This is a genomic window from Streptomyces sp. NPDC111628, assembly GCF_055635195.1.
The window spans coordinates 65,752-78,487 of sequence record NZ_JBVKBZ010000007.1; the positions used below are offsets into that span (position 1 = coordinate 65,752).

The 12,736-nt window shown below is 74.0% G+C and carries 12 protein-coding genes; 9 read left to right on the top strand and 3 right to left on the bottom strand.

Features of this window, described 5'->3' with window-relative positions:
* Positions 1-74 precede the first annotated feature (74 nt).
* The 5 genes from cobM to cobC are packed head-to-tail and all read left to right on the top strand — an operon-like array spanning position 75 to position 5,841.
* Positions 75-887: a precorrin-4 C(11)-methyltransferase gene (gene cobM / locus ACZ7MF_RS32895; protein ID WP_471481910.1), complete on the top strand. Its 813-nt coding sequence runs from the start codon at positions 75-77 to the stop codon at positions 885-887.
* Positions 884-2,119 carry a precorrin-6y C5,15-methyltransferase (decarboxylating) subunit CbiE gene (gene cbiE / locus ACZ7MF_RS32900; RefSeq protein WP_471481911.1) on the top strand — a complete coding sequence of 412 codons (1,236 nt, stop codon included), beginning with the start codon at positions 884-886 and terminating at the stop codon, positions 2,117-2,119. The genes cobM and cbiE overlap by 4 nt, the downstream gene beginning before the upstream one ends.
* Positions 2,116-3,867: a precorrin-3B C(17)-methyltransferase gene (gene cobJ, locus ACZ7MF_RS32905; RefSeq protein ID WP_471481912.1), complete on the top strand. Its 1,752-nt coding sequence runs from the start codon at positions 2,116-2,118 to the stop codon at positions 3,865-3,867. Before cbiE ends, cobJ begins: the two co-directional genes overlap by 4 nt.
* Positions 3,864-4,781, top strand: coding sequence for a sirohydrochlorin chelatase (locus tag ACZ7MF_RS32910; RefSeq protein WP_471481913.1), 918 nt, complete (start codon positions 3,864-3,866; stop codon positions 4,779-4,781). The genes cobJ and ACZ7MF_RS32910 overlap by 4 nt, the downstream gene beginning before the upstream one ends.
* Entirely contained in the window at positions 4,753-5,841 is a 1,089-nt protein-coding gene (cobC, locus tag ACZ7MF_RS32915) for an Rv2231c family pyridoxal phosphate-dependent protein CobC (RefSeq protein ID WP_471481914.1), read from the top strand. Before ACZ7MF_RS32910 ends, cobC begins: the two co-directional genes overlap by 29 nt.
* A 33-nt stretch (positions 5,842-5,874) precedes the next feature.
* Here cobC and ACZ7MF_RS32920 read toward each other — a convergent pair whose 3' ends face one another.
* From ACZ7MF_RS32920 to ACZ7MF_RS32930, 3 genes are all read right to left on the bottom strand, one after another.
* Positions 5,875-6,852 (bottom strand): SCO1860 family LAETG-anchored protein, encoded by a 978-nt coding sequence (locus tag ACZ7MF_RS32920; RefSeq protein WP_471481915.1) that lies wholly within the window; start codon positions 6,850-6,852, stop codon positions 5,875-5,877.
* Between the two features lie 197 nt (positions 6,853-7,049).
* On the bottom strand, positions 7,050-8,141 hold the full coding sequence (locus ACZ7MF_RS32925) for an amidohydrolase family protein (protein WP_471481916.1): 1,092 nt from the start codon (positions 8,139-8,141) through the stop codon (positions 7,050-7,052).
* Positions 8,142-8,183: 42 nt separating this feature from the next.
* Positions 8,184-8,666, bottom strand: a complete 483-nt coding sequence (locus ACZ7MF_RS32930) for a hypothetical protein (RefSeq protein WP_471481917.1) — start codon at positions 8,664-8,666, stop codon at positions 8,184-8,186.
* Positions 8,667-8,843: 177 nt separating this feature from the next.
* On the opposite strand from ACZ7MF_RS32930, the gene ACZ7MF_RS32935 reads away from it, so the two are divergent.
* From ACZ7MF_RS32935 to ACZ7MF_RS32950, 4 genes are all read left to right on the top strand, one after another.
* Positions 8,844-9,971, top strand: coding sequence for a pyridoxal-phosphate-dependent aminotransferase family protein (locus ACZ7MF_RS32935; RefSeq protein WP_471481918.1), 1,128 nt, complete (start codon positions 8,844-8,846; stop codon positions 9,969-9,971).
* Between the two features lie 329 nt (positions 9,972-10,300).
* Positions 10,301-10,813, top strand: coding sequence for a diaminobutyrate acetyltransferase (gene ectA / locus ACZ7MF_RS32940; RefSeq protein ID WP_356861577.1), 513 nt, complete (start codon positions 10,301-10,303; stop codon positions 10,811-10,813).
* A 130-nt stretch (positions 10,814-10,943) separates the two neighbouring features.
* A complete protein-coding gene (gene ectB, locus ACZ7MF_RS32945; protein ID WP_356861579.1) occupies positions 10,944-12,215 on the top strand; it encodes a diaminobutyrate--2-oxoglutarate transaminase in 1,272 nt (423 codons plus the stop codon).
* 122 nt (positions 12,216-12,337) lie between these two features.
* Entirely contained in the window at positions 12,338-12,736 is a 399-nt protein-coding gene (locus tag ACZ7MF_RS32950; RefSeq protein ID WP_217162780.1) for an ectoine synthase, read from the top strand.

Consider the following 12,736-nt stretch of genomic DNA (forward strand, 5'->3'; position numbering starts at 1 on the left):
GTACGACAGCAGCAACCGCAGTAAATATGCGCAGGGCGCACCGGAACAGGATGCACAGGAGAGGACCGAAAACGATGGATTCCGAGGCCAGGGTGACCTTCGTCGGTGCCGGTCCCGGCGCCGCCGACCTGCTGACGTTCCGTGCGGCGCGGGCGATCGCCGAGGCGGACGTGGTGATCTGGGCGGCGAGCCTCGTCCAGGCGGAGGTGCTCCAGCACGCGCGGGAGGGCGCCGAGGTGCTGGACTCGGCGACGATGTCGCTGGAGGACGTCGTCGCCGTGTACCGGCGGGCCCGGGAGGAGGGGCTGCGGGTGGCCCGCATCCACTCCGGGGACCCGGCGCTGTGGGGCGGCACGCAGGAGCAGCTCGACCGGTGCGCGGAGATCGGCGTCGCGACCGAGGTGGTGCCCGGTGTCTCCGCCTTCTCGGCCGTGGCCGCGCTCGCGCAGCGTGAGTTGACCATCCCGGAGGTCGCGCAGTCCGTGGTCCTCACCCGGCTCGGCGGGGGCAAGACGCCGATGCCGCCCGGGGAGGAGGTCCGCGAGTTCGCGAAGCACGGCACGACGATGGCGGTCTTCCTGTCGGCGGCCCGCAGCGGCCAGCTGGTGCGGGAGCTGCTGGAGGGCGGCTATCCGACCGAGACACCGGTCGTCGTCGCCTACCAGGCCACCTGGCCGGAGGAGCTGGTCGTGCGGTGCACGATCGGGACGCTGGAGGAGACGGTCAAGGAGCACAAGCTCTGGAAGCACACCCTGTTCCTGGTCGGCCCGGCCCTCGACGCGCACGGCACCCGCTCGCACCTCTACCACCCGGGGCACTTCCACGGCTATCGCAAGGCCGACCCGGAGGCGCGCCGGGAGCTGCGCGCGCGGGGTGCGAGCACGTGATCACGGTGGTCGGGGCGGGGACCGGTTCCCCGCTGCCCGAGGACGTGGCCGACGGCGCGGAACTGGTCGTCGGCGGACGTCGGCACCTGGACGCCGTACGGGTGCCGGAGGGGGTCCGGACGGTGGTCCTGGGGGCGTTGGCGCCCGCCCTGGACACGGTCGCGGAGTATCTCGCGAAGGGGCGGCCGGTGACGGTGCTGGCCTCCGGTGATCCGGGGTTCTTCGGGATCGTGCGGGCGCTGGCCGAGCGGTTCGGTCCCGGGCGGCTGGACGTGCGGGCCGGGGTGTCCTCCGTCGCGGCGGCCTTCGCGCGGGTGGGGCTGCCGTGGGACGACGCCGTGGTGGCGAGCGCGCACGGGCGGGACCTGCGGACGGCGGTGAATGTGTGCCGGGCGCACCCGAAGGTCGCCGTGCTGACCGGTCCCGGGGCCGGTCCGGCGGAGCTGGGGGCCGCGTTGGGGGACGACGGGCGGGTGTTCGTCGTCGCCTCCGCGCTGGGCTCGGCCGAGGAGCGCGTGGAGCGGGTGACGCCCGCCGAGGCCGCCGCCCGGGACTGGGGGACGGCGGTGAGTGTGGTGCTGTGCCTGGACGGTGCGCGGGCGCTGGGGCCGGTGCGGGCCCTCGCGGGGGCGCGCCCGGGGCCCGCCGGGTGGGCGTTGGCCGAGGACGCGTTCGCGCACCGGGACTCGATGATCACCAAGTTCGAGGTGCGGGCGCTGGCCCTTGCCCGTCTGGGGCCGCGCCCCGGCGACCTGGTGTGGGACGTCGGTGCCGGTTCCGGGTCCGTGGCCGTGGAGTGCGCGCGGCTGGGTGCCGCCGTCACCGCCGTCGAGAGGACGCCGGACGGTGTCGGGCGGGTCCGCGCCAACGCCGCGGCGCACGGTGTCGACGTGCGGGTGGTGCACGGGGCGGCGCCCGCGGTGCTGGCCGGGCTGGGCGAGGTCCCGGACGCGGTGTTCGTGGGCGGTGGGGGGCGCGAGCTGCCCGCGATCGTCGCCGAGTGCGCGCGGCGGGCCCGGCGCGTCGTGGTCGTCGCCGTGGCCGCGCTCGACCGGGTGCCGGCGGCCCGGGAGGCGCTGCTCGGCGCCGGTCTCGACTGCGACGGGGTGCTGTTGCAGTCCTCGCGGCTCGCGCCGCTGCCGGGGGACGTGACCCGGCTCGCGGCCACCAATCCCGTCTTCCTGCTGTGGGGCGTCAGGCCGCACGGCCGTACCGAAGGAGTTGCCCCTTGATCGGCCTCATTTCCGCCACGGCGGCGGGAGCGGCGGCGCGGGACCGGCTGGCCGCGGCGTGGCCGGACCGCACGCGGGTGTACGAGGGTCCCGTCGGGGACTCCGTGCGGGCCGCGTTCGCCGAGTGCGAGCGGCTGGTGTGCTTCCTGGCCACCGGGGCCGTGGTCCGGCTGGTGGCGCCGCTGCTGGACGACAAGCGGACCGACCCCGGTGTGGTGTGCGTCGACGAGGGCGGGCGGTTCGCCGTGTCGCTGGTCGGCGGGCACGGGGGCGGCGCGAACGAACTGGCCCGCGCGGTCGGCGAGGTGCTGGGCGCCGAGCCGGTGGTGACGACGGCGACCGACGCGGTCGGGCTGGCCGGTCTGGACACGCTCGGGCTGCCCGTCGAGGGCGATGTCGCCGCAGTGTCGCGGGCTCTGCTGGACGGTGAGCCGGTGGCGCTGCGGGCGGAGGTGGCGTGGCCGCTGCCGCCACTGCCGGTCACCGCCGAAGGGGCGCACGGGATCCGGGTGACGGACCGTGCGGTGGAACCGGCCGAGGGCGAGGTCGTCCTGCGGCCGCCGTCCCTGGTCGTCGGGGTCGGCGCGTCCCGGGGCGCACCGGTGGACGAGGTGCTCGGCCTGGTGGAGGCCGTCCTGCGCGAGGCGGGGCTGTCGGCCGCGTCGGTCGCCGAGCTGGCCACCGTGGACGCCAAGGCGGAGGAGCCCGGGATCGTCGGGGCCGCCGGGCGGCTGGGCGTGCCCCTGGTGACGTACCCCGCCGACGAGTTGGCCGGCGTCGAGGTCCCCAACCCCTCGGACGCGCCGCTCGCGGCCGTGGGCACCCCGTCGGTCGCGGAGGCGGCGGCGCTGGTGCGCGGGGGCGAACTCCTCGTGCCGAAGCGGAAGTCGGCGGCGGTGCCCGCGATGGCCACCTGCGCGGTCGTACGGCGTCCCGGGCGCGGGCGGCTCGCGGTGGTCGGGCTCGGGCCCGGCGCCCGGGACCTGGTGACGCCGCGGGCGCGGGCGGAGCTGCGGCGGGCGTCGGTGCTGGTCGGGCTCGACCAGTACGTCGACCAGATCCGCGATCTGCTGCGGCCCGGCACCCGGGTGCTGGAGTCGAGGCTCGGCGCCGAGGAGGAGCGGGCCAGGACGGCGGTCGAACAGGCGCGGCGCGGGCACGCCGTCGCGCTGATCGGCAGCGGGGACGCCGGGGTGTACGCCATGGCCTCCCCGGCGCTGGCCGAGGCGTCCGACGACATCGACGTGGTCGGGGTGCCGGGCGTGACGGCGGCGCTGGCGGCCGGGGCGGTGCTGGGCGCGCCGCTCGGCCACGACCACGTGTCGATCAGCCTGTCCGACCTGCACACGCCGTGGGAGGTCATCGAGCGGCGGGTGCGGGCGGCGGCGGAGGCGGACCTCGTGGTGACGTTCTACAACCCGCGCAGCCGGGGCCGCGACTGGCAGCTGCCCAAGGCGCTGGCGATCCTCGCGGAGCACCGGGAGCCGACGACTCCGGTGGGTGTGGTGCGCAACGCGTCGCGCGCCGACGAGTCGAGCCGCCTGTGCACGCTCGCCGCCCTGGACCCGGCGACCGTCGACATGATGACGGTCGTGACGGTGGGCAACACCGCGACCCGGGAGATCGCCGGGCGCATGGTGACGCCGCGCGGCTACCGCTGGCAGGCGCACGAGGCCGCGCCGCCCGCCGAGATGACCGACTCGTCCGCAACAACCGACGTATCCGCTACACCCGAGGAGACCCTGTGACGACCCCGCCCGCCCTGCTCATCGCCGGACACGGCACCCGGGACGAGGCCGGAGCCGAGGCGTTCCGCGACTTCGTGCGCGAGCTGGGCCGACGCCATCCCGAACTGCCCGTCGCGGGCGGCTTCATCGAGCTGTCCCCGCCGCCGCTGGGCGACGCGGTCGCCGAGCTGGTCGAGCGCGGTGTGCGCCGGTTCGCGGCGGTGCCGCTGATGCTGGTGTCCGCCGGGCACGCCAAGGGCGACATCCCGGCGGCGCTGTCCCGTGAGAAGGAGCGCCACCCCGGCATCACGTACACGTACGGGCGCCCGCTGGGCCCGCACCCCGCGCTGCTGCGGGTGCTGGAGCGGCGCCTGGCGGAGGCGGTCGGCCCGGCCTGGGACCCGTCCGAGGTGACGGTGCTGCTGGTCGGGCGCGGTTCGACGGACCCGGACGCCAACGCCGAGGTGTTCAAGGCGGCGCGGCTGCTGTGGGAGGGACGCGGTTACGCGGGCGTGGAGACGGCGTTCGTGTCGCTGGCGGAACCGGACGTGCCGGGCGGCCTGGACCGGTGCGTGCGGCTGGGGGCGCGGCGGGTCGTGGTGCTGCCGTACTTCCTGTTCACCGGCATCCTCCCGGACCGGGTCCGGCACCAGACCGAGGAGTGGGCCGCCGCGCACCCGGAGACCGAGGTGCGCTCGGCGGACGTGATCGGTCCGGAGCCGGAGCTGCTCGACCTGGTGTGGGAGCGGTACGAGGAGGCCGTCAAGGGCGACCTGCGGATGAACTGCGACAGCTGCGTGTACCGGATCGCGCTGCCGGGGTTCGAGGACAAGGTGGGGCTGCCGCAGCAGCCGCACTTCCACCCCGACGACGACGGCGATCACCACCACGGGCACCATCACGGGCATGGACACGCACACTCCCATGCACACTGAGGCCGACGGCCTCGACCTGCGCCATCACGGGGACGCCGAGGTGCGCGACGACGGTGCGGCGCTGGTGGACCTCGCGGTGAACGTCCGCGCGGACACTCCCCCGGCCTGGCTGCGGGAGCACGTCGCCGCCTCGCTCGGTTCGCTCGCCGCCTACCCGGACGGGCGGGCCGCGCGGGCGGCGGTGGCGGCGCGGCACGGGCTGCCGGTGGAGCGGGTGCTGCTGACGGCGGGGGCGGCGGAGGCGTTCGTGCTGCTGGCGCGGGCGCTGAAGGTGCGCCGGCCGGTCGTGGTGCACCCTCAGTTCACCGAGCCGGAGGCGGCGCTGCGGGACGCGGGGCACACGGTCGGCCGGGTGCTGCTGCGGGCGGCGGACGGCTTCCTCCTCGGCCCTGCCGACGTCCCCGAGGAGGCCGACCTGGTGGTGGTCGGCAACCCGACGAACCCGACCTCGGTGCTGCACCCTGCGGGCGTGCTCGCGTCGCTGGCGCGGCCCGGGCGGACGCTGGTCGTGGACGAGGCGTTCATGGACGCGGTGCCCGGCGAGCGGGAGGCGCTGGCCGGGCGGACGGACGTACCCGGGCTCGTCGTCCTGCGCAGCCTCACCAAGACGTGGGGACTGGCGGGGCTGCGCATCGGGTACGTCCTGGCCGACCCGGAGACGATCACCGAGCTGGAGCGCGCCCAGCCCCTGTGGCCGGTGTCCACGCCCGCGCTGGCGGCGGCCGAGGCGTGCGTGGCGCCGCGCGCGCTGGCGGAGGCCGCCCACGCCGCCCACCGCATCGCCGCCGACCGGGACCGTCTGATCGCCGGGCTCGCGGCGTTCGCCGGTGCCGGGCTCCGGGTCGTCGCACCCGCCGAGGGTCCCTTCGTCCTGGTCGGCGTCCCGGAGGCGGCGGCCGTACGGCACCGGTTGCGCGGCCTGGGGTACGCGGTCCGGCGCGGGGACACGTTCCCGGGGCTGGGCGAGGGGTGGCTGCGCCTGGCGGTACGGGACCGGGCGACGACGGAGGGCTTCCTGAGCGCGCTGGAGCACGCCCTGAAGCCGCCGAAACCGTCCTGAGACCCACTCCCCCTCCGGCCGGTCCCCTCGCCGTCAGTCGCGCCTGCGCCTGGCCAGAAGCAGTGCCCCGCCGCCCGCCAGGACCAGGGCCGCGGCGCCGGCCGCGACGTACGGCGTCGCGGAGCTGCCGCCCGTCTCGGCCAGGTCGGCCTCGGTGCGGGCGCCCTGGGCCTTCACGTCGGCCGCCGGTTCGGCGGCGGGGTCGGCCTCCTGCCCCGCGTTCTGCTCGGCCGGGGGCTGCTCGGCCGGGGGCTGCTCGGCCGGGGGCTGCTCGGCCTCGTTCGCGGGGGCGGCCGGGGACTCGCAGGTCGCCCTGGCCAGGGTGACGGTGCCGTCGACCTCGGCGACGTTCAGGTCGCCGGGGTTGACGGAGACCTTGAGTTCGAGCGCGGTGGCGGCGGCCGTGCGGGAGGTGGTCTCCGTCTTCGAGAGGTCGAGGCGCACCTCGCCGACGCCGGGCACCTTCACGTCCGTCGGCCCGCCGGTGGTGAGCGTGACCTTCTTGCCGAGGACGGTCACGGCGCCCAGGAGGTTGGCGTCGGCGACCGGCTTCTTCCCGGCCTCGCAGGTCGCCGTGGAGGTGACCTCCTGGACCTCGATCACCGACAGCAGCGGCAGGCCGGGAACGTGCAGCCGGGCGCGGGCCAGCGTCGTGGAGCCCTCGCTCTTCCCGGCGGTGGCCGTCGCCTTCGCCTCGGCCACGTCGGCGCGCAGGACGCTGAACGGCTTTCCGCCGTCGACGCCGTCCAGCCGGGCGGTGAGCGCGGTCTTCTCGGCGCTCTCGGGTGCCTGCACCTCGTTCAGGGTGACCGCGAGCGGGACGTTCACGGTCTTGTTGAGCAGGGAGACGTCGAGCCCTGCGCGCAGCACGGTGGCGCTCGCGCGGCCGGGGTCGCCGGTCGCGTGGGCGGACCCCGCGCCGGCCAGGGTGGCGGGGCCCGCGGCCAGGGCCGTGGCCGCCGCGACGGTGGCGAGACGGCGTGCGGGCAGGCGGAAGGTGTTGCCGTTCAAGGTGGTGGGACCCCCAGTGAGACATGCGTGCGGGGCACGCATGAGCGACGTGCTTGGGACCCGGACAGAATGTCCCCGCGTCCGCCCAACCGTCAGTGAACCGGGGGCACTTCACCCCTTCGTGGGGTTTTGGCGGATCTATTCGAATCTTCGTCGCATCTTCCGGCACGGGTGTTCCCCGGCGTCACTCCCGTCGGTTAACCGACGACCCGCCCGTTGAGCACGATCCGGCGCGGAGCGGTGAGCACGCGCACGTCCGCGCGCGGGTCCTGCTCGTACACCACCAGGTCCGCCGGCGCGCCCTCGTCCAGGCCCGGGCGGCCCAGCCAGCGCCGCGCGGCCCAGGTCGTCGCGGCGAGGGCCTCGACGGGCGGGATGCCCGCGGTGACCAGCTCGGCGACCTCGGCCCCGGCCAGCCCGTGGGCGAGGGCACCGCCCGCGTCGGTGCCGACGAAGACCGGGATTCCGGCGTCGTAGGCGTCCCGGACGGTGTCGTAACGGCGTTCGTGGAGCCGGCGCATATGGGCCGACCAGCGCGGGAAGCGGGACTCGCCGCCGTCGGCCAGCGCGGGGAAGGTGGCGATGTTGACCAGGGTGGGGACGATGGCGACGCCGTGCTCGGCGAAGAGCGGGATCGTGTCGTCGGTCAGTCCCGTGGCGTGCTCGACGCAGTCGATGCCGGCCTCGACCAGGTCGCGCAGGGAGTCCTCGGCGAAGCAGTGCGCGGTGACGCGGGCGCCCAGGCGGTGGGCCTCCGCGATGGCCGCCTCGACGGCGCCGCGCGGCCAGCAGGCCGACAGGTCGCCGAGGTCGCGGTCGATCCAGTCGCCGACCAGCTTCACCCAGCCGTCGCCGCGCCGGGCCTCCTGGGCGACGTAGGCGACCAGGTCCTCGGGCTCGACCTCCCAGGCGTAGTTGCGGATGTAGCGGCGGGTGCGGGCGATGTGCCGGCCGGCCCGGATGATCTTCGGGAGGTCCTCGCGGTCGTCGATCCAGCGGGTGTCGGAGGGTGAGCCGGCGTCGCGGATGAGGAGGGTGCCCGCCTCGCGGTCGGTCAGCGCCTGCTTCTCGGCGACGTCCGCGGGGACGGCGCCGTGCTGGTCGAGGCCGACGTGGCAGTGTGCGTCGACCAGGCCGGGCAGTGCCCACCCCTCGACGGTGCGGACGTCGGCGGCGCCCGCGGGGCGGTCGTAGGAGATCCGGCCGTCGATCACCCACACCTCGTCCCGGACCTCCTCCGGTCCGACGAGCACCCGACCCTTGACGTGGAGCACCGCGCGATCGCTCATGCCCCGCACCCTAAACGGTGCCCGCACACCCGTCCGGGCCGGTCACCCGCCCCCGCCGCGCGCTGCCGCGCGGGCGCGCAGCTCGCTCGCGCACCCCGCCCCGACGGCGCCCGCGACGGCGGTCAGGGCCAGGACGGCGGTGGCGGGGTTGACGTAGCCGGGGACGTCGTCGCTGGTGTACTCGCCGCCGCCGGTGGTCTCGCAGACGAAGCCCAGCGGCAGGAAGGAGACCGACTGGTCGATGACGTGGAGGGCGCGCTCCTCGTTCCCGGGTGTGCGGCAGGGCAGCGCCGGTGCGGAGCCCGCACCTCCGTTGGACTCCATGACGGCGCCGGTCACGTGCAGCAGCCCCCAGGCGTACACCGCGACGGCGGCGGCGCCGGCGAAGGCGGCGAGGGCGTGCAGAGCCGGTCCGGCACCCGTTCCGCGGGCGCGGCGGGCGGCTAGGACGCTCGCGCCGTGGCCGGTCAGGCCGACGGCGGACACCACGGCGATCAGGACGACCAGCAGGAGTACGAGGAACACGGGGCCAGTTCATCAGGCGGTGATCGCTTCGGCTGTGACGGAAGCCACGATTCCGGGCGTGGGGGTGTCGCAACGGAAGCACTCCGGCGCGAGTGCCGACGGACGCCATGGTTACTCTCGACTCCGTACGCCGCGTACCCGCGCCGCACACCCGCCGTCACCGAAGAGAGCACCGCCGTGACCCATCCCCTCCTGGACCTCCCCCCGCTGAGCGCCGGACGTTTCGCCGCGATCGAGGACCGGGTCGCGCGCCTGCTCGGTACCGGCCAGGACGTGGTGGTCATGCAGGGCGAGGCGCTGCTGCCGCTGGAGGGCGCCATCCGCGCCGCGGCGGGGCCCGGCACCGTCGCGCTGAACGTGGTCACGGGGCCGTACGGGCAGACCTTCGGGAACTGGCTGCGGGACTGCGGCGCCAGGGTGCACGACCTCGCCGTGCCGTTCCACACGGCCGTCTCCGCCGAGCAGATCGGCCAGGCCCTCGCCGAGCACCCGGAGATCGACTTCGTGTCCCTGGTGCACGCCGAGGCGGCGACCGGCAACACCAACCCGGTCGCGGAGATCGGCGAGGTGGTCCGGGCACACGGCGCGCTCTTCTACCTGGACGCGGTGGCCTCGGTGGGCGCGGAGCCGGTGCTGCCGGACGCGTGGGGCGTGGACCTGTGCGTGATCGGCGCGCAGAAGGCGATGGGCGGTCCGGCCGGGGTCTCGGCGGTGTCGGTGAGCGAGCGGGCCTGGGCGCGGATGGCGGCGAATCCGAACGCCCCGCGGCGGTCGTACCTGTCGCTCCTCGACTGGAAGGAGCGCTGGATCGACGGCGGGCGCAAGGCGCTGCTGCACGCGCCGGCGCAGCTGGAGATGCTCGCGCTGGAGGCCTGCGTCGAGCGCATCGAGGCGGAGGGCCCCCAGACGGTGATGGCGCGGCACGCGTCCGCCGCGGCGGCCACCCGGGCCGGCGCGCTCGCGCTGGGCGGCCTGGAGCCGTACGTGTACGAGGCGAGGGACGCGGCGCCGGTCGCGACGACACTGCGCACGCCGTCGGACGTCGACGCGTCCGCGCTGGTGGCCCGGGCCCTGGAGTCCGACCCGGCGCTGCCGCTGGCGGCGGGCGGCGGCGCGCTGGCGGGCGAGATGATCCGGGTCAACCACTACGGTCCGGACGCGACGCCCGGGGCCGTGCGGGGCTGCCTGGCGGCACTGGGTGCCGCGCTGGTGGAGCGGGGTATGAAGGCCGACCCGGAGGCCGCCCGGCGGGCCGCCGAGGAGGCGTGGGAGCGCCCGGCCGGCGCCGCCCTTTCGGAAGGGTGAATTCGAGGGAATTCCCGATACTCGCACAAGCAGAATTAAGGAATTCCACTCAGCGCAGCTTCCCGTATTCTTCTGCCCGCTTTCCCCGGACCTAAACACAAAGATTTCACGACAGCCGATCTTCACATTTCGGACACGTCTCGCACGGGTTACGCGATTGTGACCCGATCCACATGCCGCCCGTTTTGCGGCTTACGACCCTGTCAAATCACCCCAAACCGCCGCCCTCTCGCGCGGCGGCACGCGCCCGCGTGATAACACACGAGGCGCCCATTCGTAACCCCGTCCGGCGATGCAATTTCGAATTTCGCTGGGTAAATTCAATTTGCATGACTGCCGCCCAAGCAGACCTGCAAATCGATCGCCCGAGAGTGGCCGACGGCGCCGCCCTGTGGCGGATAGCGAGGGATTCCAAGGTCCTCGACCTCAACTCCTCCTACAGCTATCTGCTCTGGTGCCGGGACTTCGCCGCCACGTCGGCCGTCGCCCGCGACGAGCGCGGTGAGCCGGTCGGCTTCGTCACCGGATACGTACGACCGGACCGCCCGGACACCCTGCTCGTGTGGCAGGTGGCGGTGGACGAGGCGTACCGCGGGCGCCGGCTCGCCGCGTCCCTGCTCGACGGGCTGGCCGCGCGGACCGTCGCGGAATGCGGGCTGACCACCCTGGAGACCACCATCTCCCCCGACAACACCGCCTCCCAGCGGCTGTTCACCTCCTTCGCCGAGCGCCGCGGCGCCCGGCTCGAGCGCGAGGTGCTGTTCGGCACGGAGCTGTTCCCCGACGGACCGCACGAGCCCGAGGTCCTGTACCGCATAGGCCCGCTGTCCGCCGCCGGCTGACCGACCGGCCCGCCCGGGCGGCGCGGCACCCCGTGCCAGCCCGGCCCCACAGACTTCCCGGCGGACCGCACCGGTCCCCGGACCGTACGACCTTCCTCTCCCACCCTCACCCCACGAGGAGCGATTCGTCGTGACCATCACCCAGCCCGACCTCAGCGTCTTCGAGACCGTCGAGTCCGAGGTGCGCAGCTACTGCCGCGGCTGGCCCACCGTCTTCGACCGTGCGGTCGGCAGCCGCATGTACGACGAGGACGGCCACGAGTACCTCGACTTCTTCGCCGGAGCGGGCTCGCTCAACTACGGGCACAACAACGCCGTGCTGAAACGCGCGCTCATCGACTACCTGGAGCGGGACGGCGTCACGCACGGGCTCGACATGTCGACCACCGCAAAGCGCCGGTTCCTGGAGACGTTCCAGAACACCATCCTGCGCAAGCGCGACCTGCCGTACAAGGTCATGTTCCCGGGCCCGACGGGCACCAACGCCGTCGAGGCCGCGCTGAAGCTGGCGCGCAAGGTGAAGGGACGCGAGTCGATCGTGTCCTTCACCAACGCCTTCCACGGCATGTCGCTCGGCTCGCTCGCGGTGACCGGCAACGCGTTCAAGCGGGCCGGCGCCGGCATCCCGCTGGTGCACGGCACACCGATGCCGTTCGACAACTACTTCGACGGCACCGTCGAGGACTTCATCTGGTTCGAGCGGCTGCTCGAGGACCAGGGCTCCGGCCTGAACAAGCCGGCCGCCGTGATCGTCGAGACCGTGCAGGGCGAGGGTGGCATCAACGTCGCCCGGGTCGAGTGGCTGCGCGCCCTGGCCGACCTGTGCGAGCGCCAGGACATGCTGCTCATCGTCGACGACATCCAGATGGGCTGCGGCCGTACCGGCGCCTTCTTCTCCTTCGAGGAGGCGGGCATCACGCCGGACATCGTCACCGTCTCCAAGTCGATCAGCGGCTACGGCATGCCGATGGCGCTGACCCTGTTCAAGCCGGAGCTGGACGTCTGGGAGCCGGGCGAGCACAACGGCACCTTCCGCGGCAACAACCCGGCCTTCGTCACGGCGACCGCCACGCTGGAGGCCTACTGGGCCGACGGTTCGGCGATGGAGAAGCAGACCCGCAAGCGCGGCGAGCAGGTCGAGCAGCACATGATCGCCATCACCGAGGAGAACCTCGCCGACGTCAAGGAGTACCGGGGCCGCGGCCTGGTCTGGGGCCTGGAGTTCCACGACAAGGACCGCGCGGGACGCGTCGCCAAGCGCGCCTTCGAGCTCGGGCTGCTCATCGAGACGTCCGGCCCCGAGAGCGAGGTCGTCAAGCTGCTGCCGGCGCTCACCATCACGCCCGACGAGCTGGACGAGGGCATGAAGACCCTGGCCAGGGCCGTACGCGAGACCGCGTGACGGTCTGACCTTCCGACGGCCCGACCGTCCGGCACCACCCCCTGCTTCCGGCGCCTTCGGCCCGCGCGGCCGAAGGCGCCGGGGACCCCTGCACACCCTCACCTAGGAGGCATCGCAACACCGTGATCGTCCGTTCGTTCAAGGAGTTCGAAGGCACCGACCGGCACGTGAAGAGCGCGTCCGGCACCTGGGAAAGCACCCGGATCGTCCTCGCCAAGGAGAAGGTCGGCTTCTCCGTGCACGAGACGATCCTGTACGCGGGTACGGAGACGTCGATGTGGTACGCCAACCACATCGAGGCCGTCGTCTGCACCAAGGGCGACGCCGAGTTGACCGACCGCGAGACGGGGAAGACGTACCACATCACGCCGGGCACGATGTATCTCCTCAACGGCCACGAGCGGCACACGCTCAAGGTCAAGGAGGACTTCCACTGCATCTGTGTCTTCAACCCGCCCGTCACCGGACGGGAGGATCACGACGAGAACGGCGTCTACCCGCTGCTCACCGAGGAGGTGTGA

Coding starts and splice junctions, on each gene's coding strand:
- cobM (WP_471481910.1), top strand. CDS start 75: ATGGATTCCGAGGCCAGGGTGACCTTCGTCGGTGCCGGTCCCGGCGCC.
- cobC (WP_471481914.1), top strand. CDS start 4,753: ATGGACACGCACACTCCCATGCACACTGAGGCCGACGGCCTCGACCTG.
- ACZ7MF_RS32925 (WP_471481916.1), bottom strand. CDS start 8,141: ATGAGCGATCGCGCGGTGCTCCACGTCAAGGGTCGGGTGCTCGTCGGA.
- ectA (WP_356861577.1), top strand. CDS start 10,301: ATGACTGCCGCCCAAGCAGACCTGCAAATCGATCGCCCGAGAGTGGCC.